This window comes from Saccharopolyspora hirsuta (genome assembly GCF_008630535.1).
Lineage (GTDB): Bacteria > Actinomycetota > Actinomycetes > Mycobacteriales > Pseudonocardiaceae > Saccharopolyspora > Saccharopolyspora hirsuta.
The window spans coordinates 16,666-41,247 of sequence record NZ_VWPH01000008.1 but is presented as its reverse complement, the minus strand read 5'-3'; the positions used below and the strand labels follow the sequence as shown (position 1 = coordinate 41,247).

At 71.4% G+C, this 24,582-nt stretch carries 23 protein-coding genes; 13 read left to right on the top strand and 10 right to left on the bottom strand.

Annotated features, from left to right (window positions below; genetic code table 11):
* Positions 1 to 148 precede the first annotated feature (148 nt).
* The 3 genes from coaA to F1721_RS18305 all read left to right on the top strand — a co-directional run bounded on the left by coaA (position 149) and on the right by F1721_RS18305 (position 2,756).
* Positions 149 to 1,081, top strand: coding sequence for a type I pantothenate kinase (gene coaA, locus F1721_RS18315; protein ID WP_150067941.1), 933 nt, complete (start codon positions 149 to 151; stop codon positions 1,079 to 1,081).
* Positions 1,082 to 1,357: 276 nt separating this feature from the next.
* Positions 1,358 to 2,179, top strand: coding sequence for an SDR family oxidoreductase (locus tag F1721_RS18310; protein ID WP_150067940.1), 822 nt, complete (start codon positions 1,358 to 1,360; stop codon positions 2,177 to 2,179).
* A 193-nt stretch (positions 2,180 to 2,372) separates the two neighbouring features.
* The gene (locus F1721_RS18305; protein WP_150067939.1) at positions 2,373 to 2,756 is read left to right on the top strand and encodes a hypothetical protein; all 384 of its coding nucleotides are present in this window, start codon (positions 2,373 to 2,375) and stop codon (positions 2,754 to 2,756) included.
* 115 nt (positions 2,757 to 2,871) lie between these two features.
* On the opposite strand, the gene F1721_RS18300 is transcribed toward F1721_RS18305, so the two are convergent.
* The gene (locus F1721_RS18300) at positions 2,872 to 4,527 is read right to left on the bottom strand and encodes a PucR family transcriptional regulator (protein ID WP_150067938.1); all 1,656 of its coding nucleotides are present in this window, start codon (positions 4,525 to 4,527) and stop codon (positions 2,872 to 2,874) included.
* A gap of 148 nt (positions 4,528 to 4,675) precedes the next feature.
* Between F1721_RS18300 and pruA the strand changes: the two genes are divergently transcribed.
* The 4 genes from pruA to F1721_RS18280 all read left to right on the top strand — a co-directional run bounded on the left by pruA (position 4,676) and on the right by F1721_RS18280 (position 9,170).
* Positions 4,676 to 6,304 carry an L-glutamate gamma-semialdehyde dehydrogenase gene (gene pruA, locus F1721_RS18295; RefSeq protein ID WP_150067937.1) on the top strand — a complete coding sequence of 543 codons (1,629 nt, stop codon included), beginning with the start codon at positions 4,676 to 4,678 and terminating at the stop codon, positions 6,302 to 6,304.
* Between the two features lie 214 nt (positions 6,305 to 6,518).
* Positions 6,519 to 7,448 (top strand): proline dehydrogenase family protein, encoded by a 930-nt coding sequence (locus F1721_RS18290; RefSeq protein ID WP_150067936.1) that lies wholly within the window; start codon positions 6,519 to 6,521, stop codon positions 7,446 to 7,448.
* Positions 7,449 to 7,588: 140 nt separating this feature from the next.
* Complete coding sequence (locus tag F1721_RS18285; protein ID WP_150067935.1) at positions 7,589 to 8,365, top strand: thioesterase family protein; 777 nt, start codon at positions 7,589 to 7,591, stop codon at positions 8,363 to 8,365.
* A gap of 151 nt (positions 8,366 to 8,516) precedes the next feature.
* Positions 8,517 to 9,170: a Pr6Pr family membrane protein gene (locus tag F1721_RS18280; RefSeq protein WP_150067934.1), complete on the top strand. Its 654-nt coding sequence runs from the start codon at positions 8,517 to 8,519 to the stop codon at positions 9,168 to 9,170.
* Positions 9,171 to 9,207: 37 nt separating this feature from the next.
* On the opposite strand, the gene F1721_RS34480 is transcribed toward F1721_RS18280, so the two are convergent.
* On the bottom strand, positions 9,208 to 9,378 hold the full coding sequence (locus F1721_RS34480) for a hypothetical protein (RefSeq protein WP_170301529.1): 171 nt from the start codon (positions 9,376 to 9,378) through the stop codon (positions 9,208 to 9,210).
* A gap of 484 nt (positions 9,379 to 9,862) precedes the next feature.
* Here F1721_RS34480 and F1721_RS18275 point away from each other — a divergent pair, with 484 nt between their 5' ends.
* Positions 9,863 to 12,592: a DEAD/DEAH box helicase gene (locus tag F1721_RS18275; RefSeq protein ID WP_246155111.1), complete on the top strand. Its 2,730-nt coding sequence runs from the start codon at positions 9,863 to 9,865 to the stop codon at positions 12,590 to 12,592.
* Positions 12,592 to 13,335, top strand: coding sequence for an SWIM zinc finger family protein (locus tag F1721_RS18270; protein ID WP_150067933.1), 744 nt, complete (start codon positions 12,592 to 12,594; stop codon positions 13,333 to 13,335). The genes F1721_RS18275 and F1721_RS18270 overlap by 1 nt, the downstream gene beginning before the upstream one ends.
* Positions 13,336 to 13,377: 42 nt before the next feature.
* On the opposite strand, the gene F1721_RS18265 is transcribed toward F1721_RS18270, so the two are convergent.
* Both F1721_RS18265 and F1721_RS18260 read right to left on the bottom strand, forming a co-directional pair.
* A complete protein-coding gene (locus F1721_RS18265; protein ID WP_150067932.1) occupies positions 13,378 to 14,157 on the bottom strand; it encodes an enoyl-CoA hydratase in 780 nt (259 codons plus the stop codon).
* A 136-nt stretch (positions 14,158 to 14,293) separates the two neighbouring features.
* Complete coding sequence (locus F1721_RS18260) at positions 14,294 to 15,028, bottom strand: ATP-binding cassette domain-containing protein (protein ID WP_150067931.1); 735 nt, start codon at positions 15,026 to 15,028, stop codon at positions 14,294 to 14,296.
* A gap of 374 nt (positions 15,029 to 15,402) precedes the next feature.
* Between F1721_RS18260 and F1721_RS18255 the strand changes: the two genes are divergently transcribed.
* The gene (locus F1721_RS18255; protein WP_150067930.1) at positions 15,403 to 15,876 is read left to right on the top strand and encodes a cupin domain-containing protein; all 474 of its coding nucleotides are present in this window, start codon (positions 15,403 to 15,405) and stop codon (positions 15,874 to 15,876) included.
* Here F1721_RS18255 and F1721_RS18250 read toward each other — a convergent pair whose 3' ends face one another.
* The 5 genes from F1721_RS18250 to F1721_RS18230 all read right to left on the bottom strand — a co-directional run bounded on the left by F1721_RS18250 (position 15,877) and on the right by F1721_RS18230 (position 20,138).
* Positions 15,877 to 16,143, bottom strand: a complete 267-nt coding sequence (locus F1721_RS18250; protein ID WP_246155110.1) for a helix-turn-helix domain-containing protein — start codon at positions 16,141 to 16,143, stop codon at positions 15,877 to 15,879. It lies immediately after the preceding gene.
* 48 nt (positions 16,144 to 16,191) lie between these two features.
* Entirely contained in the window at positions 16,192 to 17,448 is a 1,257-nt protein-coding gene (locus tag F1721_RS18245; protein ID WP_150067928.1) for an MFS transporter, read from the bottom strand.
* 259 nt (positions 17,449 to 17,707) lie between these two features.
* Positions 17,708 to 18,850, bottom strand: a complete 1,143-nt coding sequence (locus F1721_RS18240) for a DUF371 domain-containing protein (protein ID WP_246155164.1) — start codon at positions 18,848 to 18,850, stop codon at positions 17,708 to 17,710.
* 5 nt (positions 18,851 to 18,855) lie between these two features.
* Positions 18,856 to 19,509: a 16S rRNA (adenine(1408)-N(1))-methyltransferase KamC gene (gene kamC, locus F1721_RS18235; protein WP_150067926.1), complete on the bottom strand. Its 654-nt coding sequence runs from the start codon at positions 19,507 to 19,509 to the stop codon at positions 18,856 to 18,858.
* 47 nt (positions 19,510 to 19,556) lie between these two features.
* Positions 19,557 to 20,138, bottom strand: a complete 582-nt coding sequence (locus tag F1721_RS18230; protein WP_150067925.1) for a class I SAM-dependent methyltransferase — start codon at positions 20,136 to 20,138, stop codon at positions 19,557 to 19,559.
* Between the two features lie 1,038 nt (positions 20,139 to 21,176).
* Between F1721_RS18230 and F1721_RS35365 the strand changes: the two genes are divergently transcribed.
* The 3 genes from F1721_RS35365 (at position 21,177) to F1721_RS18220 (ending at position 23,123) form a co-directional block, all read left to right on the top strand.
* Positions 21,177 to 21,305 (top strand): hypothetical protein, encoded by a 129-nt coding sequence (locus F1721_RS35365; RefSeq protein ID WP_281288781.1) that lies wholly within the window; start codon positions 21,177 to 21,179, stop codon positions 21,303 to 21,305.
* 73 nt (positions 21,306 to 21,378) lie between these two features.
* Positions 21,379 to 22,605, top strand: coding sequence for a phenylacetate--CoA ligase family protein (locus tag F1721_RS18225; RefSeq protein ID WP_150067924.1), 1,227 nt, complete (start codon positions 21,379 to 21,381; stop codon positions 22,603 to 22,605).
* 23 nt (positions 22,606 to 22,628) lie between these two features.
* Positions 22,629 to 23,123: a glycine-rich domain-containing protein gene (locus tag F1721_RS18220; RefSeq protein WP_211840521.1), complete on the top strand. Its 495-nt coding sequence runs from the start codon at positions 22,629 to 22,631 to the stop codon at positions 23,121 to 23,123.
* A gap of 14 nt (positions 23,124 to 23,137) precedes the next feature.
* Here F1721_RS18220 and F1721_RS18215 read toward each other — a convergent pair whose 3' ends face one another.
* Positions 23,138 to 24,505, bottom strand: a complete 1,368-nt coding sequence (locus F1721_RS18215; RefSeq protein ID WP_150067923.1) for an MFS transporter — start codon at positions 24,503 to 24,505, stop codon at positions 23,138 to 23,140.
* Between the last annotated feature and the right edge of the window lie 77 nt (positions 24,506 to 24,582).

Here is a 24,582-nt window from a genome sequence, read left to right as displayed (position 1 = left end):
CTTAGAGCACCCCAGGGCCGGGCCGACCGCGATCGATCAAGCGGTGTTCGCTGCGTCTCAGCGTGGAGTGGATCACAGCGCTCCGGGCGTTCGGCGGCTTAGGGTTTTCGTCGGAGTTCCTGCCGGGCCTCAACGCTGAGGGGTGCCTGTGACGCGCGTTCGCGAACTGAGCCCATATGTCGAATTGCACCGGGACCAGTGGCGGGAACTGCGAGATTCCCTGCCGCTGCCGCTGACCGAGGACGAGCTGGACGCGCTGCGCGGGCTCGGCGAGCAGGTCGACCTGGCCGAGGTCGCCGACGTCTACCTCCCGCTGTCGCGGCTGATCAGCCTGCAGGTGGCCGCCCGCCAGCGGCTGCACGAGACGACCACGACGTTCCTCGGCGAGGAGACCCGCGGCACCAAGGTGCCGTTCGTGATCGGCATCGCGGGCAGCGTCGCGGTCGGCAAGTCGACCACCGCCCGGCTGCTGCGCACCCTCCTGGCCCGCTGGCCCGACCACCCGCGCGTGGACCTGGTGACCACCGACGGCTTCCTCTACCCGAAGGCCGAGCTGGTGCGCCGCGGCCTGATGCACCGCAAGGGCTTCCCGGAGAGCTACGACCGGCGCGCGCTGCTGCGGTTCGTCACCGAGGTGAAGTCCGGCGCCCCCGAGGTGGCCGCGCCGGTGTACTCGCACGTGGCCTACGACATCGTGCCCGGCGAGCACAACGTGGTGCGGCAGCCGGACATCCTGATCATCGAAGGCCTGAACGTCCTGCAGCCCGCACCGAGCCTGGCGGTGTCGGACCTGTTCGACTTCTCCATCTACGTCGACGCGCACACCGAGCACATCGCCCGCTGGTACGCGGACCGCTTCCTGGCGCTGCGCAGCACGGCGTTCGCGAACCCGGACTCGCACTTCCACCACTTCGCGCAGCTGTCCGACGAGGAGGCCCGCGCCGAGGCCGACCACCTGTGGCGAACGATCAACGAGCCGAACCTGGTGGAGAACATCCTGCCCACCCGCCCCCGGGCGACCCTGGTCCTGCGCAAGGACGTCGACCACTCGATCAACCGGGTCCGCCTCCGCAAGCTCTGACACCGGTGCGGTTCGTCCGGCCCGTCGGGGAGGGGGTCGGACGAACCGCACGCCCTGCCGCCGGGTGGCGACAGGGCGCGGCGTTTCCGGAGACCGGCTTCGGGGGGAGAGAGCGGTCGACCGGTATTTGCACGCTCCCTCGGGGGAGCTGAACCGAGGGTGCCGGATCGGTGTCCGCGGCGGACCGGTGCAAATACCCACACGGGTACGTATTCACGGAGCGCGATCCGGACAATTCGGTGGCATCGGTCACGATCGCGCTCTACCCTGCCGCGCATGACCAAAGCTGATCTTTCCCGCGACCCCCTTCCGCTGCGCGGCCGGACCGCCCTGGTGACCGGGGTCAGCCGCAGGCAGGGCATCGGGTACGCGATCGCGCGCCGGTTGGCGGCTTACGGCGCTTCGGTGTTCGTGCAGCACCACCGGCCGCACGACGTCGAGCAGCCGTGGGGCGGCGACGACCTCGACGCGGTGCTCGCCGGGGTGGCCGAGCAGTTGGTTCCCGGCGCGCGGATCGCCGACGCCGCAGCCGACCTGGCGGCGCCCGGTGCACCGGAGGAGCTCCTCGACGCCGTGGTGGCCGAGTTCGGGCACCTCGACATCCTGGTCTGCAACCACGCGCGCAGCGGCGGCGACGGCGCGCTGGGTGAGCTCGACGCGGCGATGCTCGACGGGCACTGGGCGGTGAACACCAGGTCGTCGATCCTGCTCGCGCAGGCCTTCGCCGCGCAGCACGACGGCCGCCCGGGCGGGCGGATCGTGTTCATGACCTCCGGCCAGCAGCAGGGCCCGATGCCCGGCGAGGTCGCCTACGCCGCGGCCAAGGGAGCGCTCGCCGAGATCACCCTGACGCTCTCCGACCAGCTGGCGGACACCGGCATCACGACGAACACGGTCAACCCGGGCCCGGTCGACACCGGCTACCTGGACGAACCGACCTGGCAGATGATCCGCCCGATGTTCCCGCACGGCCGCTACGGCGAACCGGACGACCCGGCCCGCCTGATCGCCTGGCTCACCACCGACGAAGCCCGCTGGATCACCGGCCAGGTCCTCAACACCGAAGGGGGCTTCGGCCGCTGGCGCCCCCGCGCCTGAGGCGATTTCGCGGCCCAATTGTCACGAAGTCATCCCGAGATGAATGGCAGTCACTTCGCGGTGACACATCCGCACATCTACCCGAAGACCGGCTGGAATCTTGACGTGAGCAACGACCTCCACCCGAACATCGATCGCGACTACCCATTTGGACCTGTCTCCCCATCCCACCCGTACTCTACGTTCGGTCCACGTGAAGTTCCTGAAGAAATACTGGGGGTACGTCGTCGCGCTGGTCGTCGTCTACGGGTGGTTCAGCGGCTCGCTGGGCCCCAACGTTCTCGTGGTGCTATCAGCCGTAGCGTTCCTGTACAGCCTGTTCCAAGCCCCTGTGTGGTGCTGCGCCGAAACCCGGAACCAGGAGTTCTGCCGAAACAACGCCAGCGGTATCTTGATGGGCTGCTGGATTCGGGAGCACCGCTGGCAGAAATTGAAGTGGTTCGTCCGGAGATCCATGTGGGGACGGCTTTTCAAGCGATTGTTCTCCGGGTTTCACGGAGTAGCGGCCAGTTTTTCCGCCGTTGGAACCCTTGTTTCCGCCAGCGCCGCCGTGATCACGTTGATCATAAAAACCTGATACTGGCGAGACCGTGAGCGAGAGATAGTTGCAGGTAGGTGTTGAGACGCCTCCATGCCGGTTCGCTGGCTGCTCAGACAGCCCGGCCGTCTTCTCCGCCTAGCGGGAATCCCGCTCACGAGCGGCGGGTTCGGCGGGCGAGGAGGAGTTGGAGGTGGGCGTTGAGGCGTTCCGCCGGGTTGGACAGGTCGATGCCGGTGATCTCGCCCGCTCGGCGGACCCGGTAGCGGAGGGTGTTGGGGTGGACGTGCAGGCGGTCGCTGGCCGCTCGGACGTCGCCGAAGGCCTCCAGGTAGGCCAGCAGGGAGCGGGCCAGGCCGGTGCCGTGCTCCGCGTCGTGCTCGCGCAGGGTCGTCAGGCGGGCGTCGCGGAAGCGCTCGTTGCCCTGCAGGACCGTCAGGAGCTCGCTGATCACCACCTGCGCGCGGACGTCCGAGATGGTCGCGATCTCCGCGTGCAGGTCGTGGGTCATCGCGTCGAGGACCCGGTCGGCCTCGTTGCGCGACTCGGCCGCCTCGTCCAGCGTCCGCACCTCCGAGCCGACCCCCACCTGGACGCGCGCCCGCAGGTGCTGCTTGGCCGCCGCGACGATCTCCCTCGTCAGGCTCAGCGTCGAGGCGACCGCTGAGCGCTCCGGGAGGTCCGGCAGCAGCACGTAGACCCGCGAGCCGATCGTGGTGACCAGCGCGCTGCGCCGGTACGCCGAGGCGTGCACCGAGATCAGGCTGGTCATCTCCGCCCGTTGCAGCTCCAGCTCGGAGCGGTCCGCGTTGGGCTCCGACGGGCGCAGCGTGAACACCACGACCACCGCCGGTTTCGCCGCGTCCGCACCGATGTTGTCGGCCACCGACTGGGCGTCGATGCGGCCGTCGAGCAGACCGGTCAGCAGGTTCTCGCGGAAGCGCGGCCCGGCGGTGGCCTCGGTGCGCTGCCGGACGAGCTGCAGCGCCGCCACCCGCGCCGCGCCGAGCAGGGCGCGCTCGGAGCGCTCCGACAGCGGGCGGCTGCCCTCCTGCACCCAGATCGAGCCGAGCGGCTGGGTTCCGGCGTGGATGCCCACCGCCATCCGGCGGCGGATGCCCAGGTCCGGCCGCTCGTCGATGCGCACCACGTCCTCCCCGGCGCGCAGCCGCTGGTAGACGCCCCACTCGCGGAGCATCACCAGGTACGGCTCGGGGCCCTGGCGGCCCAGGATGGACAGCCTGCGCAGCTCGTCGACCTCGTCGTCGGAGCGCGAGTAGGCCAGCACCCGGCTCGCCGTGTCTTCGATCGACACGATGCCGTCGGTCATCGCCGCCACCGTCTGGGCCAGCGAGAACAGGTCGCCGAGGGCCTCGCCCAGGTCGGCGTCGGTGGTCAGCCTGGCGTTGTCGATCGCGGAGCGGGCGAAGGACTCCAGGCGCTCCCAGCGCACCTCCGGCCGGACGCCGAGCAGCGCGATCCCGCTGTCGATCGCGGTGTCGCGCAGCACCCGGACGTCGGTCTCGGAGCCCACCTTCACCGCGACGGCCACCGCGCCCTCGCGCGCCGCCGCCCGCACCAGCCGCACCGCGGCCCGCCCGCGGGCGCCGATGACCAGCACGAAGTCGCCGCTCCGACCGCTGCCGGATTCCTCCTCCGGGTCGACAATGACCACGTCGCGCACCTCGACGTCGAAACCGCGGGGCGCGGCGAGCACGTCGACCAGGGGTTCTCCGACGGCGATGAGGAGCTGGCGCAATGGCACCCCCGCCACGGCGACGCCGACCGCGTCGACCTCGACTTCGCGCACCACGAACCCCACTTGTTCAACCGGACAACCCGATACGGACAACGATAGCCGATCGGACAAGCTCCACCGGCTAACGAAACCTTAACCTCCCAAGTAACAGCGGCATTGACGCACAACAGCGACTTCTCACAAGGAGGCGACTTTGGCCATGGACGCCATCACCTCGGTACCGGTTCCGTACAACGAGCCGGTCAAGGGCTACGCGCCCGGATCGCCGGAACGCGAGTCGCTGCAAAAGCGCGTCGCGGAGCTGGAGTCCGAGCAGGTCGAGCTGACCCAGACCATCGGTGGGGTGCAGCGCCTGGCCGGTGGCGAGAAGTTCAACGTGGTCCAGCCGCACGACCACTCCCACGTGCTGGGCACCGCCGCGCAGGCCACCCGCGAGGACGTCGCCGCCGCCGTGCAGGCCGCCAAGGACGCCGCCCCGGCGTGGGCGGCCACCTCGTTCGACGAGCGCGCCGCCGTGCTGCTGCGCGCCGCGGACCTGCTGGCCGGGCCGTGGCGGGACACCATCAACGCCGCCACCATCCTGGGCCAGTCCAAGTCGGTGCAGCAGGCCGAGATCGACGCCGCCTGCGAGTTCATCGACTTCCTGCGGTTCAACGTGCACTACGCGCGGCAGATCATCGCCGAGCAGCCGCGGTCGGTGCCGGGCGAGTGGAACCGGATGGACTACCGCCCGCTGGACGGGTTCGTCACCGCGATCACCCCGTTCAACTTCACCGCCATCGCGGGCAACCTGCCCACCGCCCCGGCGCTGATGGGCAACACCGTGGTGTGGAAGCCGACCCCCTCGCAGCAGTTCGCCGCGCACTTCACCATGCGGCTGTTCGAGGCCGCCGGTCTGCCCCCGGGCGTGATCAACCTGGTCACCGGTGACGGCCAGGCCGTCTCCGAGGTCGCGCTGACCGACCCCGGTTTCGCCGGTCTGCACTTCACCGGCTCCACCGCCACCTTCAAGAAGCTGTGGCGGCTCATCGGGGACAACCTCGACTCCTACCGCAGCTACCCGCGCATCGTCGGCGAGACCGGCGGCAAGGACTTCATCGTCGTGCACCCGTCCGCGGACCCGGCCCCGCTGGCCACCGCGTTCGCCCGCGGCGCCTTCGAGTACCAGGGCCAGAAGTGCTCGGCGGCCTCCCGCGCCTACGTGCCGCGCTCCATCTGGGAGGGCGGTCTGCGCGACGAGCTGGCGGAGCTGACCCGCAGCATCAGCTACGGCGACGTCACCGACTTCTCGCACTTCGGCGGCGCCGTCATCGACGCCCGCGCCTTCGCCAAGCACAAGGCGGCGCTGGACCGGGCCAAGGCCACCGACTCCATCGAGGTCCTGGTCGGCGGCGGCTACGACGACTCGGTCGGCTACTTCGTCGAGCCCACCGTGCTGGTCGGCAGCGACCCCAGCGACGAGGTGTTCACCACCGAGTACTTCGGGCCGATCATCGCCGTGCACGTCTACGACGACGCCAAGTACTCCGAGATCCTCGACGTCGTCGACGCCTCCAGCCCGTACGCGCTGACCGGTGCGGTGTTCGCCACCGACCGCAGCGCCATCGACGAGGCGCACCGCAAGCTGCGCGGGGCCGCTGGCAACTTCTACGTCAACGACAAGCCCACCGGCTCGATCGTGTCCCGCCAGCCCTTCGGCGGCAGCCGCGCCTCCGGCACCAACGACAAGGCCGGTTCGCTGCTGAACATCCAGCGCTGGACCAGCCCGCGGGCCATCAAGGAGACCTGGGACGCCCCCACCTCCATCGGCTACCCGCACATGGGCTGACGGCCCTGCAGCCGCGAGTTCCGCCGGAGGTCCGACCTCAGCGGAACTCGCGGCCCCCGGCCAGCGGTGCCCCGCACCGCGCAACTCCACCCACTCCGAACCCCTCGCCGGTGCTGGTCGCAGGCCCCCGGCGGACCGCGGCACGCATCAAGCAGGCAACGCGGAAGGCAGGAGATCCCCACCCCGAACACCTTTCACCAGAAGGAGAGCCGCGATGCTGCGCAGCACCCTGCTGGCCGCCGCCCGTTCCCAGGGCGTGCGCCGTCTCGTCGAGGCCAACCCGCTGACCAAGCCGGTCGTCAAGCGGTTCGTCGCCGGGACCACCCCCGAGGACGCGGTGAGCGCCACCCGCGCGCTCCGCGACCAGGGCATGCACGTCACCCTCGACCACCTCGGCGAGGACACCCTCGACGCGCAGCAGGCCAACGACACCGTCCGCGCCTACCAGCGGATGCTCTCGGTGCTCAAGGCCGAGGGCCTGGCCGACCGGGCCGAGGTGTCGGTGAAGCTCTCCGCCGTCGGCCAGTTCCTGCCCAGCGACGGCGAGAAGATCGCGCTGGACAACGCGCGGCTGATCTGCGAGGCGGCGGCCGACGCGGGCACCACGGTCACCCTGGACATGGAGGACCACACCACCACCGACTCCACCCTGGGCATCCTCCGCGACCTGCGGGTGGACTTCCCGTGGACCGGCGCGGTGCTGCAGGCCTACCTGCACCGCACCGAGCAGGACTGCCGCGACCTGGCCACCGAGGGTTCCCGGGTGCGCCTGTGCAAGGGCGCCTACTCCGAACCGGCTTCGGTGGCCTACCAGGACAAGGCCGAGGTGGACCGCTCCTACGTGCGCTGCCTGAAGATCCTGATGAACGGCGCGGGCTACCCGATGGTGGCCAGCCACGACCCGCGGATGGTCTCGATCGCCACCGACCTGGCCGCCCGGGCCGGGCGCGACGCGGACAGCTTCGAGTACCAGATGCTGTACGGCATCCGCACCGAGGAGCAGAAGCGGATCGCGGCCGAGGGCGGCAAGCTGCGGGTCTACGTGGCCTACGGCGACGAGTGGTACGGCTACTTCATGCGCCGCCTCGCCGAGCGCCCGGCGAACCTGGTGTTCTTCCTGCGCTCCCTGGTCACCCGGAGCTGACCCGGCGCCCCCGCGGGCCCGGTCCGGATCTCCTCCGGGCCGGGCCCGCTCCGCGTGGGGATCGACACAGCCCGCTCGGCCCGGACTTCGGCGGCAAATACCCTGGAACGGCAAGTCACGAGCGGGAAGAGGGATCTTCGTTGACGCCCAGCTACTTCGAACGCCTCGACGCGAACCGGTTCAAGCCGACCGCCCACGCCAGCGGCGCGTGGCGCAGCGACGAGCAGCACTTCAGCCCGCTGGGCGGTCTCCTCGTCCACGCCATCGAGCGCGCCGAGGAGCGTCCCGGCCTGCTGCTCAGCCGGGTCAGCTTCGACATCTTGGGCAAGATCGACCTCGACGAGTTCGAGGTGCAGGTGGAGACGGTCCGGCCGGGGCGCACCATCGCGCTGGTGGAGGCCACGGCGATCATCGGCGGTCGACCCGTGGTCCGCGCCCGCGCCTGGTACCTCTCCGCGCAGGACACCAGCACCGTCGCGGGCGGCGCCCCGGAGCCGCTGCCGCACCCGGACACGCTGGAGCCGTGGCCGATGAGCTCGCTGTGGTCGGGCGGGTTCATCGCCTCGCTGGAAGCCCGCACGGTCGGCGAGCCGCAGCCCGGGCGCACCGCCGCGTGGATGTCCACCTCCTACGACCTGGTGGCCGGTGAGGAGGCCGGGCCCGCCGCGTCCTTCATCGCGCTCGTCGACACCGCCAACGGCATCGCGGTGCGCCAGCCCCCGACCGAGTGGATGTTCCCCAACGTCGACCTGACGATCCACCTGCACCGCCAGCCGGAGGGCGGCTGGACCGGGCTGGACACCAGCGTCGTCTTCGGCGCCGACGGCCGCGGCATCACCAGCACCGTCCTGCACGACACCCGGGGCCCGGTGGGCCGCGCGGAGCAGATGCTCACGGTCCGCTCGCTGGCGAAGTAGACCGGTCGGGGCCCGTGAGCACTTTCTGGTGCCGTAGCACCGGAAAGCACTCAAGAGCCCCTGGCCCCGGTGCGTCCGGGATCACGTCGGACCGCACGGGCGCCGCAGCTACCCTGAATCGTGAAGGATTCTTCGGATCTTCGGGGTGGGCATGGGTAGGCCGCTGGCAGCGCTGTTCCGGATCGCCGTGCTGATCACCGCCGTCATCGGCGTCTACCTGACCTCCAAGGACGGCTTCGCCAGCTCGCTGGTGTACTTCACCATCCAGAGCAACGCGCTCGTCGCGGTCGTCTTCGCCTGGGCCTCCTGGGCGACGGTGCGCGGCAGCGGCCAACCCCCGGCGTGGCTGAAGGGCGGCTCCACGCTCTACATCGCCATCACCGGCCTGGTCTACAACCTGGTGCTCGCCGATGCGCCGTTCCAGATGACCCCCGCCTCCTCCGGCACCGCGGACCTGTCCAACCAGCTGGTGCACGTGATCGTCCCGATCGCCGCCGTCGCGGACTGGCTGCTGTTCGACGAGCACCGCCGGTTCCGCTGGGCCGCCGCGGCGGCCTGGCTGGCGTACCCGGTGGGCTACCTGGTGTTCGCGCTGGTCCGCGGCGCGCTGCTGGACGGCCCGAACCGCTACCCGTACCCGTTCATCGACCTCGACGTCCTCGGCTACGACGGCCTCGCGCTGAACCTGCTGATCTACGGCGGGGCCTTCTGGCTCCTCGGGCTGGTCCTCGTGGCCGCCGACCGGATCCTCCCCCGCAACGCCGTCCCGACCCCGGAGCCAGTGCCGGAACGCGTCGCCGCCTGACGCCGGTGGCGGGCGCCGCCCGCCACCGGTGTTCCGGTCAGCAGAGCGATGGGGTCAGGGTGAGCCCGACGTCGAGCACGTACAGGTTCTCCGCGACGCCGCACGAGGGGGCGGCCGGGCTCTGGGCGTGGGCGAGGCCATACGCTCCGGCGAGAACGGCGGCCGCGATCCCGGCAGCTGCCACGAAGCGAGCAATGGTTCGGTGCATCGACGTCTCCTCACGGAAGTGGCTAGTGATCACCACCCTGGCCGGAGATCAACTTCCGCGCCCGCCCACTGCCCCCAACGTGCGTCACCCGCACCGCTGGCGGCGCCGCGACCGGTGGTTGGCGACGTTGATGCGATTGCCGCACGACCGGCCCGACGCGCCATTCCCGGTGCCGGTCACTTCGTCGCCGAGAACAATCCGCGAGCGGCGATGGTCGCGCTTACCGCCATTTCCGCCCACGAGAGCAAAACTCCTGGTCAGAGCCTCCTGGTAGCAAGAACCGCGAAAAAGTCAAGTCCGCCGCGGACATGCGGTCCGCCCATTTGTCAAATTGCTCCGGCGAACTGCGATTTTGGAAATTCCCGATTGTTCCCGGTACTGTTCGGGGCACGGGGAAATCGCAGTCGGGGGTGCCTTGCGCTCTTCGACGGCCGCTGGACGGAGGATCGCCATTTCCGCTCGACCACCCGCAGTTCCAGACCGGTTGCAGGCGACGTTCCGGCCCGCGGCGGCCGAGCTGGCCCTCTGGGGCACGGCGGATCCCGCGAGAGCGGCCCGCGAGCTCGGCTTCCCGGACGGCCGCGCGGCCGAACTGGCCACCGTCCTGCCCGCCGACGACGAGGTCGTCGCGGCGGAGGTGCCCGCCGTCGCGGTGCCGATCGCCGACGCCCTCGGCCCGCTCGCCGCGATGCCGTCCCCGGACCGCTGGCCCGCGTGGCAGCGCCCCGGGGACGCGCTGATCGCCTGGAGCGTGGCGGCGAAGCTGGCCCTGGAGCACGTCACCGCAGGGCACCTGGTGCCCGACGTGCGCGACAGCACCGCGTGCTGGCGGTTGGCGAACCTGCGCGACAGCCGGTTCGCCGCGCTGGCCGCCGCGATGCCCCCGGCCGCGCACGCGCTGCGCCGCGATGGCGGGATGTGGACCGCGCCCGAGATGTTGGCCGCGTTCGGCGACCTCGTCGCGGACACCTGCGCACGTGGTGCGGCGATCGCCGGGGCCGGGGCGTGGGTCGCCGCGCTGACCGGGCCGGACCCGGCTGTCGAGCTCGACGAACCCACCAGGTCGGCGCTGCGGGCGTGGGCGCGGGAACTCTCGTCGGAGCCGGTCGCACCGCTCGGCGGGAAGCTGGAGCTGCGGCTGGAGGTTCCGGCCGACGACGACGGCCCTTGGGCGCTGAGCTTCCACCTGCGGTCCGAGGCCGATCCGGCGGTTTCGGTACCGGCCGAGCGCGTCTGGTCGGCGAGCGCCGCGGAATTGCCCGGCTCGCCGCAGGACGCGCTGGTGCAGGGACTCGCAGAAGCCGCGCGCATCTTCCGGCCGCTGGACGCGGCGCTGTCCGAGTCGCGGCCCGCGGAGGCGCGGCTGGACGTCGAGCAGGCTGCGGAGTTCCTGGCCACCAGGCAGCCGGAACTGGTCGCGGCGGGCATCGCCGTCGAGGTGCCGACCGACCTCACCGGAGTGCGCCGACTGCGGGCGCGCCTGCACGCCGTGGACGACGCGGAGTTCCGCTGGGAAGCCGTGGTCGGCGACGAGGTGCTGAGCGCCGACGACCTCGACGAGCTGATCGCGCTGGGCCGTCCGCTGGTGCGCTGGCGCGGCCGCTGGGTCCGCGTGGACGCGCGGGAGGCGGCGGAAGTCCGCGCCAGGCTCGGGAGGACGCAGGCGCTGTCGGAGCCCGAAGCGCTGGCCGCCGTGCTGGAAGGTCGGCGCAGCACCGAGTTCGGCGAGGTCGACGTCTCCGCCGGGGGTCGGCTGCGGGCGCTGGTGGACCGGCTAGGCGAACCGCCGTCCGAACCGCGCCTGACCGGTGTCGACGCCACGCTGCGCGACTACCAGCGGCGGGGTGCCGCGTGGTTGCAGAGCATGGCCGAGCTGGGCTTCGGCGCGGTGCTCGCCGACGACATGGGGTTGGGCAAGACGGTGCAGACCATCGCGCTGCTGGCCTCCCGCGCCGGGGACCGACCGCAGCTGGTGGTGTGCCCGACCTCGGTGGTGGACAACTGGCAGCGCGAGCTGCAGCGGTTCGCGCCGAAGCTCCCGGTGGTCCGCCACCACGGCCCGCGCCGACCGGCGGACGCCGCCGCGTTCACCCCGGGGAGCGCGGTGATCACCACCTATCCCCTGCTGCGTTCGGACACCCTGCTGTCCGATGTGGACTGGGACGTGGTGGTGCTGGACGAGGCGCAGCAGATCAAGAACCAGCACGGGCAGACGGCACAGGCCGCTGGCCGGTTGCGCGCCCGTGCCCGCGTGGCGCTGACCGGTACGCCGGTGGAGAACCGGCTCGCCGAGCTGTGGTCGATCATGCACTTCGCGAATCCGGGGCTGCTCGGCGGTTTCCACCGCTTCAAGGAGCGGTTCGCGGTCCCGGTCGAGCGGTGGCACGACACCGACGCCACCCGTCGGCTGCGCTCGGTCATCGCCCCGTTCCTGCTGCGCCGCCGCAAGGCGGAGGTCGCCACCGACCTGCCGCCCAAGGTCGAATCGGTGGTCGCCTGCGCGCTGACCGACGAGCAGGCCGCCCTGTACCGCCGGGCGGTGCGCGAGGCGCTGGACGCGGGCCTGGGCACCGGGATCGGGCGGCGCGGGCGCATCCTGAAGCTGCTCACCGCGCTCAAGCAGATCTGCAACCACCCGGCGCACTACCTCGGCGAACCCGGCCCGCTGGCCGGGAGATCCGGCAAGCTCACCCGCGCCACCGAGATGCTGGGCGAGGTGGTCGCCGCCGACGACCGGGCGCTGGTGTTCACCCAGTACCGGGCGATGGGCGAGCTGCTGGCCGGGCACCTCGCCGCCGAGCTGGGGCTGCCCGAGGTGCCGTTCCTGCACGGCGGGCTCAGCACCGCGCGGCGGCAGGCGATGGTGGACGCCTTCCAGGACGACGACACCGCCGCCCCGCTGCTGGTCATCAGCCTCAAAGCCGGTGGTACCGGGCTGAACCTGACCCGCGCCACGCACGTGCTGCACTACGACCGCTGGTGGAACCCGGCGGTAGAGGACCAGGCGACCGACCGCGCGCACCGGATCGGCCAGTCCCGCCGCGTGCACGTGCACAAGCTCGTCGCGCACGGAACGCTCGAGGAGCGCATCGCCGAACTGCTGGAGCAGAAGCGCGCGCTGGCCGACTCGGTGGTCGGCAGCGGCGAGTCCTGGCTCGCCGAGCTCACCGACGAAGCGCTGCGCGAACTCGTCGAACTGTCCACGGAGGACTGATGTCGCAGAACTCGGAGGCCTTCGGCGCCACCTGGTGGGGTCGGCGCTGGCGGCGCGCACTGGAGTCGCTCGGCGCCACCTACCCGAACACCCGCCTGCCGCAAGGACGTTCGCTGGCGCGCAGCGGAGCTGTGCGGGACGTCGTGGTCGCACCGGGCTCGGTCAGCGCCCAGGTGCACGCGCGCGGCAAGGCCCTCGACGTGGTGCTGGTGCTGCCGGTGTTCACCGACGCCGAGTGGCGGACCGCGGTCGCGGCGCTGGCCGGGCAGCTCCGGCACGCCGCCGCGCTGCTGCGGGGCGAGCTGCCGGAGGACGTGGACGACACGCTGCGCGAGGTCGACCTGTCGTTGTTCCCGAAGGCCGGTGAGCTCAGCTCCACGTGCACCTGCACCAGTCGCGCGGATCCGTGCGCGCACGCGGCGGCGGTGCACTACGTGCTGGCCCCGATGCTGGACGCCGACCCGTTCCTGCTGACCCGCCTGCGCGGCCGGGACCGCGATCCGCTCCTCGCCGAACTCCGCGCGACCCGCTCCGCCCCGCGCCTCGACCCGACCGCGCTGTTCACGGCGCGCGGCGACCTCGCGGCGATCGAGGTGCACCCGCACCAGCCCGACGACCGAACCCCCGAAGCGCTGCACCTGCTCGGCCCGGCTCCCGGTCTCGACGAGCACGCCTGGCAGCAGCTGATCAGCGCCGCCCAGCGCGCCCGCGTCCGAGCCTGGGAACTCGCCGAGGGGTCGTGAGTGCGTAACAGTGTTCGAACACCGTTACGCACTCACGACCACCTAGCTCCGCTTGCGGTTCAGGAACTCGGTCATGTAGCGCTGGGGTTCGCCGGTGTCGAAGGCGGCGCCGAACTCGGCGACGCTGTCCGCGATCGCCCGCTCAACGGGCAGCTCCTCCCAGGAGCGCAGCAGCTTCTTCTGCTGGCGCACCGCGGACGGTCCGAACTCGACGAACCGGCGGGCGGCGCGGGCCACCGCGGCGTCGAGCTCCTCGGGTGCGACGACCTCGTGCACCAGTCCCCACGACAGCGCGGTCTCCGCGTCGATGTTCTCGGCGGTGAGCATCAGCCAGTCCGCCCGGCCATTACCGATCAGCCGGGGCAGCAGCGCGGCGTGGATCACCGACGGGATGCCGACGGCGACCTCCGGCATCCCGAACCGCGCCGTGCTGCTGCTGATCCGCAGGTCGCAGGCCGCCGCCACCTCCAGCCCGGCCCCGAGGCACCAGCCCGGCACGCGCGCGATCACCGGCGCCGGGAAGTCCCGGACCGCCTGGCACAGCGCGCGCAACCCGTCGATGAACACCTCGGCGCTGCGCCGGTCCAAAGTGGACATCTCGGTGATGTCGGCTCCGCCGATGAAGGCCCGGTCCCCGGTGCCGCGCAGCACGAGCGCCCGGACCTCGGGCCGCTCGGCCAGCTCGCCGACCGCCGCGGTCACCTCCGCGCTGACCGCGCTGTTGACGATGTTCAACACCTTGGCGTTGCGGATCGTGACCGTGGCGATGCCGTCGTCGTCCACGGAGCTGGTCGCGTGCTCGGTGCTGCTGATCTGGTTCAATGCCGCTCCGTCCACCGGTGGGTACCTCGCGACCGGACCCTAGGCCTCCGAACCGCCGGCGACCAGACCCACTTCGCCACGCTAACGACTCGGGCGGGCGCGCAATCTCGTACGCACGGTCGGCCTCGCAGCTCGGTCAGCCGCTGGTCCGCCTGGCCCGCAGGTAGTCGATCGCGAGCGCTTCGAGGTCCGGGCGCTGCCCTTCCCAGCCCGCCGCGAGCGAGCCGGGAGCGCGGACGAGCGCGCGCTGCTGCCGGCCCGTCCGGCTCGTGTGGATCACCGTTCCGGGCGGGGAAGACCCGTCGTCGGCCGGGCCGATGACGTCCAGGTGGTCGTCGAGCAGCTCCTCGACGTCACCGCTGAGCAGCACCTCGCCGCCGTGCAGCAGCACCAGGTGATCGCACACGTCGCGCAGCTCGCCGAGCGAGTGCGAGGACAGCACCACCGTCATCCCGCGCTCGGCGACATCGGCCAGCAGCAGCCGGAGGAACTCCTCGCGGGCCAGCGGATCGAGATCCGACATCGGCTCGTCGAGCAGCAGCAGCTTCGGCAGCCTCCCGAGGCACAGCGCGAGCGCGAGCTGAGTGCGCATGCCCTGCGACAGCGAACCGACGCGGCTGCTGGGGTGCATCTCCGGGTGCGCGGCGAGGGCTTCCTCGACGCGCTCCGACGACCACCGCTCGTTCATCGCGCCCACCGCCCGGATCATCTCCGCTACGGTGAAGTTCGCGTACAGCGGCCGGTGTTGCGGCAGGAACGCCGCATCCGGGTGCAGTCGGCCGCGCACCTCGTCGCCGAACACCCGCACCTCTCCCGCGGACGGCCGGAACAGCCCGGCCGCCAACCCGAGGAAGGTGCCACCTGCTCTCATCGCGGCAGGTCGAACCGATAGCCCGCACGTACCGTCATCAGCATCCGGCACGGCGGATCGTGCTCGATCTCCTCCCGCGACCGCCGGGTGAACGGTGACCGGCGAGGCGTCACCGAACTCATGCGACCACACCGCTCGCACCAGCTCGTCGCGCCGCACCACCGCGGCCGGGATCGCCCAGCAGGAACACCAGCGGATTCCTCGTTCACCTCTCGCCTTCTCGCTCCGCCAACGGGAAAGCTCTTCTCAGAGACCCGAGCGGGAAGCGTTCCGGAGCACGAGAGGCAGCAGCCCACTGACGCGCCCCGCACAGCTCTCGCCACGTCCGGGATTCACCGCCGAAAACGCGGCCCCCACAACGCGAAGGACGTCGAATGTCATCCGATACCTCCCGCGTGCACGTCCCGTCGGATGGCGGCGACGCCGTGTTCCTCGTCGGCGACACGTGCACGACGCTGCTGCGGTCGGAACGGACCAACGGCGAGTTCTCGATGATCGAAGCGATCGTCCCGGCCGACGCCGGACCGCCGCCGCACACCCACCACAACGAGTCGGAGACGTTCGTCCTGCGGGAAGGGCAGCTCGTCATCAACGCGGACGACCAGGAGCACGAGGCGGGCGCGGACGATGTCGTCCACATCCCCAAGGGCGTCGAGCACTCCTTCCGGAGCCTCAGCCAGGACGAGCCCGCGCGCATGCACCTCATGCACGCCCCGGCCGGCGTCGAGGACTTGTGCACCGAGATCGGCACGCCTGGCGAGCGCGGAGTGGTGGGGCCGCCGCTCAACGACACCGACGTGGCGGCGATGGGCGCCGCTGCGGACAAGCACGGCCACAGCCTCGGCTGATCACGCCGCCGGGCGGCCGAACGCCTGGCCGTACCGGCGGTTCGCCGCCACCACCAGTCCCACGCGCGACCGGCAGCCGGATTTGGCGAGCAGGCGGGTCATGTGGCTCTCCACGGTCTTCTCGCTCAACCCGAGCACCGTGCCGGTCTGCCGATTGGTTCGCCCGGTGCCGTCGGCGGCCTGCGCCGCGGCGGCGCCCGGGGGCCAGCGGTTGACCAGGACCACGCCGGGGTCGAGCAGCTCGACGCCGTCGATGATCCCGACCACGGATGGCAGGGGTGCCCCGCCGGGCTTCAGCGGGGCACCCCGGTCCCATCAGGCCGCGACCGGAACCGCGACCGGCCGCTCCACCGGCTGGTGCTCGACGACCGGCTCCACCACCGGCTCGGGGGCCGGATCCACCACCGGCTCGGGGACCGCCTGGCGCTTGCGGTCCACGCCCGCCAGCGCGGCGGCTAGGGCGATGCCGATCGCCGCCAGGCCCACGCCCACCAGGTTCGGCGCCAGGAGGCCGAGGCCGCCCGCGATCACCAGTCCGCCCGCGTAGGCGCCGATGGAGTTGGCGATGTTGAAGGCCGACTGCAGCGCGGCCGACACCAGCGACGGCGCGCCACCGGCCTTGTCCATCACCAGGGCCTGCATGATCGGCGCGACCATGAAGCCGACGGCGCCGATGGCGAACACCGTCACCGCGGCGGTCACCTTGTTGCCGGAGGTGACGGTGAACAGGCCGAGCACCGCGGCCACCCCGACCAGCGCGGCGAACACGCCGGGCATCACGGCCTTGTCCGCGATGCGGCCGCCGATGAAGTTGCCCGCGGTCATGCCGAGCCCGGCCAGCGCGAGCAGCAGCGTGACGGCGGTCGGCGAGTAGCCGGACACGTCGGTGAGGATCGGGGTCAGGTAGCTCAGCACGGCGAAGGTGCCGCCGAGGCCGAAGGTGACGATCGCCAGCGCCAGCCACACCTGCGGCGAGCGGAAGGCGGCGAGCTGCTCGCGCACCGCGGAGCCGCCCGCGGCGGGCCGCCCCTGGTCCGGCACCAGCCGGGCGAGGGCGGCCACCCCGGCCGCGCCGATCGCGGCGACCACGACGAAGGTGGCCCGCCAGCCGAACTGCTGCCCGAGCAGCGTGCCCAGTGGCACGCCGACGACGTTGGCCAGCGTCAACCCCATGAACATCATGGACACGGCCTTGGCCCGGTTGCCCGGACCGGCCATGCTGGCGGCCACCACGGCCCCGGCGCCGAAGAAGGCGCCGTGCGGCAGCCCGGTCAGGAACCGGAACGCCACGCCCACCTCGGCGCTGGGCGCCAGCACGAAGAGCGCGTTGCCCGCGGTGAACAGGCCCATCGTCAGGACGAGCATCGTCTTCCGGGACAACCGGGCACCCAGCAGCGTCAGCGCGGGTGCTCCGACCACCACGCCGAGGGCGTAGCCGGAGATCAGGTTGCCCGCGGTCGGGATGGACACGCCGAGCTCGGCGGCGGCCTGCGGCAGCACGCCCATCATCACGAACTCGGCGGTGCCGATGCCGAAGGCGCCAACGGCGAGTGCGACCAGCGCGAAGGGCACGGTTCTCCTCTCGGGGAAGGCTGGGGAGTCGGCGGGCCCAGGTCGCCGCGTGTCGGGAACACGACGAACTGGATCGATAAAGAGCACGTCCGAAAACAAGGACAGCCGTCCTGTCGGATTCACGCCCCCATCGGCTGCCCGGCGTCCAGTCTCCGGGTCGAACCCCCCGCCTGTCCAACCAGAACAGGGTGAACCGAAACACGCAGTAGCCAACCCCGCGAGACCGCGTAACCCACAAGGGTGGCGGCGACCCCGCCGGTCACTCGTCGTTGCTGAGGCCGAGCACCACCTCGTACGCCTGGCGGCGCGACCAACCGGCCGAGTCGATCAGCGCCCGGGAGATCGTCTTCTGCGGAACGCCTTGGTCCAGCAGCGCCCGGATCAGCCCGGACGCATCGACCTCGGTGTCCGCACCGGCGTCGCCGACGGGCGCGATGCAGCAGAAGACGTCAGCACCGGAGGGGAGCTCCGAAAGGCCCAGCCGGGGCCGCTCCGCGACCGAGGTCCCGGCGACCAGCGTCGCCACCCCGCGCTCGCCCCGCGCCTCCGCGAGGATCCCCGGCAGCTGGTCGGCGGCGCACCGGAAGACCACGGCGGCGTTCGCGTGCCGCCGGACGGTCTTGACGATGCCGCGCCGGTTGGTGTCGTCGACCAGCACCACCGGGTTGCGGGTCGAAGTCGTCGCCGCGACCGCCAGCTGCGGCGGCAGGCCTAGCACCTCGAAAGGCACCGCGGATCCGGCGAGCAGCCCCGCGACCACGTCGCTGCGAGCGCTGACCGCCGTCACCACCAGAACGCGCTCGCCCCGCTCCAACGCACCGCCGAGCCGCCCGAGGTCGGCTTTGCGCGCATCGACCACGGGACGAGCCGCGCCGACCAGCGCACGAGCTTGCTGGTCCTCGACGACCACGAAGTCCGCCGAAGCCACTTCGGCCGCCAGCCGCGGCGCATCGCTCTCGCGCGCGTGGAAGAGGACGAGCCCGCCCGCGACGTCGAGGTCGCGCTCCACGGTGATGTCCACTTCGGTCCCGGGATCGCGCAGGACTTCGAGGAGTTCGCGCGGAAGCGAGCTTGCCGCGAGATCAGCGTCGGTGGCCAAGGTGTTCAGCAGCCGCTCGGAGCTCCGGCGCACCACGGCCGTCGACCCGGGACGCCACAGCGAGTTCGCCACCGCGCGCACGGTCGCGCTGCGCTCCCCCGCGCTGATGGTGATCCGCACCGGCCCGGCGATGCCCGGCGCGGCGAGCTCGCGGACCTCGGCGGCCACCCCGACGACGCACGTCGCCCGCTGGGTGATCTCCGCATCGGCGGCGAACTCCAGGGTTTTCCCGTGCGTGGCGCGGATGTCGGCGTGCCCGCGGCACTTCATGCGCAGCAGCACGCCTCCGGGCTCGTCCAGCATCGCCGTCACTTCCCGATGACGCCCGTGAGCCCGAGGACGTCGAGCTCGTCGCGGGTCGACCCCAGCCGCCGGGTCCACGAGGTGGCCAGCGCGTCCAGCTCCTCGGCGCCGAAGTACCGCGCCTCCTCCAGGGTCCACCCGGCCGCCGCGTAGTACGGGGCGAGCAGCTCCATCGCGGACTCCGGGGTGGGCTCCGGGTGGTCGCCGACCTCGGGGACCGGCGGCCGCCAGGCGTGCAGGTTGAGCGTGATCAGGAACTCCGCGCCGGGCACGCAGAGCTCCGCGAGCCCCTTCAGCATCTCGGTGTCCGACCCGAGCATCCCGCGCAGCAGGCTCCCCCACGGCATCAGCGAGTGCAGCTCCGTGACGCCGCGCAGCTCCGACGGCGGCTTCTCCGCGGACGCCCACACGCAGAGCAGGTTCGGCGCACCGCCCTTCTTCGGCGAAGCAGCGGCCTTCCCGGCGATCTTCTGCATGTTGTCCTTGGCCGCGTCGAGCGCGATCACCAACGTGTCCTGCGCCCCGCGGGCGAGCTGGTAGGCGTGCTTGGCGTTGCCCGCGCCGACGTCGAGCACGACCCCGCCGGAGTACCGGTCCAACATCTCGTCGAACTGCTCCGCGGAGAACTCCACGACGTTCTTGCCCACCACCCTGCGCATGCGCCCAGTCTAGAGACCGCCGTTCCCCGATCCCCGCCGCAGCGGGTTCACCGGGTGTGCACCGACACCGCGTAGTCGCCACCGCCGAAGGGCTCCCGGTCCCACGTGGCGAACCGCTCGGCCAGGGTCAACCCGGCCGCGGCGGCGTGCGCGTCGTACTCGGTGATCGGATAGCCGCGGTCGAGGCTGAACCCGGCGATGAGCTGACCACCGGGGCGCACGTGCCGGGCCACGCTCGCGACGAGCGCAGCCTGGGTGCCGGGCCGCGTGAACAGCGGGACGTTCCCGGCCATGACGACCACGTCGAAGGTCCGCCCGAGGTCGAGTTCGACCAGGTCAGCGCGAACCCAGGAAATCTCGGGCGCCAGCTCCCGAGCGGTGTCCAGCATCGACCGGTCGAGATCGGCCCCCACCACCTCGATGCCGTGCCGAGCCAGCTCGATGGCCACCCGCCCGGTCCCGCACCCTGCGTCGAGAACGCTGGCCGGAGCGAAGGACCGAACGAGGACGGCCTCACCGTGCACGTCCACCCCGGAAGCCGCGAGCTCGTCGAAGCGCCGCTGGTAGTCACCCCCGTCCCACTCGACGGGTCCGTTCGGAGCGACATCGCGCCCGGTTCCTCGAAACATCCACCGATTCTCACACGCGCCACCGACCCCACCCCAGCGCGGTCAACAGTCCACTATGGATCAACAAGGGAGCGGAGGCGACTGGTGGGGATCACCAAGATCGGCCACAGCGCCCCGAGCCGCTGATCGGCATCCGGGCGCTCGACCCTGACCCGCAGCTGCTCCGGTGCACCTGTGCGACTTCCTCACCGGTTTCACCGCCAGCTCCCGCCCTGAATGGCCGCCCCGCTGAGCGCTCGATTTCGCGAACGAGTCGGCGCGCGGATTTCCGCTTTCGCCCGACCGCAAGTCGCTCCCCTCATCTCGTAACCCGAGTTCGAAGTCCGCACCCGATTCGGTCGCCCAAGGCTGCTGCGCAGTGCAGATCCGAGTTGCGCCCGCAGAGGTCGTCGAATTCCGAATCTCCCCCGCGCACGACAACTCGGCTCCATTTCGCAGAACTCCGAGCTCGAATTTCCAAGCAGAAACCGAGGAATGTCGAACCCGGCACCCGGAATTGCCGATGCGAATCCCGAACCGGTACCACGACCAACCCGAGGAGAAGCAACGTGACAACTGCCACACCGGACAGCGGGGAGCGCATCGCACCGCGGATCCGCACGACTGGGCCTCCGACCGGAAGGCGCGACCTGGACCGATGCCCCCGAGGTTCGCACCGAGGCCGGAAAATGTGGTGCATCACACCGCAGGCAGTCGGGATTGGCCCATTCGGGAGAGGGTCGTCTTCATCTGCCCAGGACATCGGTCCGCGCCGCATGAAAGCGCCGAATCCCGCTTTCGCCCCTCGGTGCCGTGTTCCAGCCACCGGGATCTGCGGGTGGAATCATCCGGCACCCGATCAACCAGCACCTTCGCGCAAACCCGGAACGCCGGAGCGGTGCCGCGCACCAACGCCGCGCGGACAATGCGCGGCAGAAAGCCGGAGACATTCACGGTACAGACATTTCGGGCAGGCTCTGATAACTTCGCGGCCGAACCCGCCCGAAGAGGTCCGCCAGCGGACCGGCGGGTAGTTCCCCAACGAGTCGGAGGTGTCGCATGGAGAAGCTGTCCGAGAAGATCGCCCGCGACGACGTGTGGGCCAAGTGGGTCGCAGCGAACTCGGCGCTGTCCGCCAAGGAGGGGTGCATCTCCCGCAAGGAGGGCTGCATCTCGAAGGCGGGCTGACCCGCGCGCCCCGGGCGGCAGGGGTTCGTCCCCTGCCGCTCCCCGTCGTCCGCCCACCACCGATTGGACTCGGATGCAGCCGACCGCCGAGATGATCGACCACGTCCGCGACGTCCCGCTCTACCAGGAATCGCTGGCCGCCGGGGAGTTCCCGGTGCTGGAGAAGGATTCCATCGCCCGCGGCTTCCCGGACAACTTCATGACCCCGGCCCTGGCCGAGGCGCTGGAGACCGGCGAGGCCGAGTTCGTGCTGTCCACCGGCACCAACCACGCGCGGATGCAGCTGATCCGGCCGCCCTACTTCCTGCTCCGGTCCTACTACCGGATCTGGTCCGAGCACCCGGCGATCCGGCACACCTGGCAGGCCGGCTGCCCGCGGGTGTCGGTGACCACCGTGCTGGCCACCGAGCACGTCGCGCGGGTCAACGCCCGCAAGCGCGGCGAGCCGCCCGCCGCGGACCTGCCGCTGGCCGACCGCTGGCTCGACGAGCGCACGGTCTACGTCAACCGGCAACGGGACCCGGCGCTGTGGTCCCGCGCCGAAGTCGAGCGCATGCTGGCCGAGATCGAGCAGATCCGCGCCGGTCACCCCGCGGGCGAGTACCACCTCGACTGCTCCGGCTACCACCTCGCGCACCTGGTGGACAAGGCGCTGGAGTTCGGCCTGGAACTGCCGCGGCCGTCGAGCATCGTGCACGCCTACGAGTACACGCCGGACAACGTCTCCCGGTTCCTGCGCCGCCACTTCGACTGCCCGATCGTCGACCTGTTCGGCAGCACTGAGCTGGGCTACCTGTACTACAGCGACGGCGAGGGCACCTACCACCCGCACCTGGACCGGATGGCGGTGGAGCTGATCCCGGTGGAACCGAGCAGCACGCTCTACTCGGTGATCGTGTCCAGCATCCGCAACGAGTGGATGCCGCTGATCCGCTACCGCTCCGGCGACCTCGCCCGCACCGAGGACGGCTCCGCCGATCCGACGCGCATCGCCCGCTTCTGCGGCAGGGAGAAGGAGCTGATCCGCGTCGGCACGACGCTGCTGTGCCACGGCGACCTCGACCGCTGGATCGGCGAGACGGCACCGGAGGTGTTCCTCTACCGGCTGCGCCTCGGCCGCGGTGCGACGGCCGAGCTGGAGTACACCACCTTCGACCGGCAGCCGACCGACACCTCAGCCCTGGTCGCCGCGCTCGCCGAAAACCTGGAGCTGGCGGTGGATCCGGTGCACCGCGAGCACATCCCGATCGGCAAGTCCGGCAAGTACGCCTGGCTGCACCCCGAATCCCGCCCCAGCTGACCCACCCGCGTGAGGAGCACATCGTGTCCGTGTCCCCCGCCGAACTCCGCGCCCTGCTGGGCGAGGAGCTGCACGACGAAGTGGTGGCGCACTTCGCCGCCAAGACCGACCACCCGGTCGACTTCGTGGAGCGCCAGGTCCTGGAGTGCCTGCGCTACCTGTACCTGGTCTCCGCCCACCAGGACGAGCTCGCGGGCACGTTCCTTCCGGTGGAGCAGGAGATCGACGAGATCTGGCACTACCTGATCCTGCAAACCCGCGAGTACCGGGAGTTCTGCGCCCGGCTGCCGGGCGGGTTCTTCATCGAGCACCGCAGCATCAGCTACACCGAGTACGCCGAGGAAGCGCCGCGCGAGCAGACCGCGGCGGAGGCGCTGCGGTGGATTCCGCTGTACCAAGCGGCATTCGGCCCGTACGACGAGGGCGCGCTGCCGCACTGGACGATGGTCCGCTTCCTGCACGAGCAGCTGGACATGCCGATGGCGCAGATCGCCGAGCTGGACATGGCCGCGATCTGACCCCCGGACCGGCGTCAGCCCCGCCCGGCCACCGCCACCGCGATCCCGACCACGAGCTGCACGGCCAGCACGACGGCGAACGCGGTGGCGTGGCCGGTGCTCACGAGTCCGGTGTAGACGGACCCGAGCGCCGCCACCCCGACCGCCATCGAACCCTGCTGCGTGGTCACCAGCACTCCGCCGCCGCTCCCGGCGTACTCGGTCGGCACCGCGCCGAGCACCGAGATCTGCGACGACCCGACCACGAGCGCCTGGCCCAGCCCGATCAGCACCAGCCCGGGCAGCACCCACCAGACCACGCCGCCGAGCAGCAGCACGCCGATCAGCCAGCCCGCGCCGGTCGCCTGGACCAGCGCCCCGCCGCCCATCACGCGGTCCCCCAGCTTCGCGCGCAACCCGGGCACAGCGAAGGAGCCCACCAGGAACGCCGCCGACATCGACGCCACGACCAGCCCGGCCACCGCCGGGTCGAGCCCGTACCCGTCCTGGAGCGTCAACGGCAGCGCGAACAGGTACCCGGCCCAGGCGGCCAGGAACGGCGCCACCAGCAACAACCCGCCGCGAACCCGAGGCTCGGCCAGCACGGTCGGCGGCAGCAGCGGCACCCGCCCCTCCGCGACGACCCGGTTCTCCGTGCGCCACAGGGCAAGCGCCGCGACCGGTGCCAGGAGGAGCAGCGCGATGGTCCACCACGGCCAGCCCAGCAGAGATCCTCGGTTGAGCCCGACGAGCAGCAGCAGGATCGTGACGGCCAGCAGTCCGGTGCCGCGCAGATCGACGCCGACCGGGTGCGGCGACCGCGTCTCCGGCACCAGGACCAGGGCGAGCGCCACCGCAGCGGCGCCGAGCGGCAGGTTCACCAGGAAGATCAGCCGCCAGGACGTGCCCCACAGATCGGCCTGCACCAGCAGCCCGCCCAGCAGCAGCCCGAGGATCGCGGCGAGCCCGGCGACCGCGGCGTACCAGCTCATCGCCCGGGCTTTGCGCTCGGCGTGCACCGCGGCCTGGATCGTGCCCAGCGCCTGCGGCGGGATCAGCGCGGCCGCGGCGCCTTGCAGGACCCGGGCGGCCACCAGCCATCCCCCGGACGCGGCGAACGCGCACAGCAGCGAGGCGAGGGCGAACACGACCATCCCCACGACCAGGACCCGCCTGCGCCCGAAGGCGTCGCCGAGCCTGCCGCCGAGCACCAGGAAGACGGTGAACGCCAGCACGTACCCGACCACCACGAGTTCCAGGTCCGCCCCGGAGGTGCCCAGATCGGCGGCGATGGTCGGCAGCGCCACGTTGACGATGAACGAATCCATCATCGGCAGCAGCGCGGCCAGCAGCACCACCGCCAACCCGGCCGAGCCCAGCTTCCGCTCCTCGATGGTGGTCATCCGGTGCACAACCCCTGGTAGTCCGTCCGCCGTCGCAGGTCCATCGGCACGTGTCACAACCGCAGGGCGAGCACTCG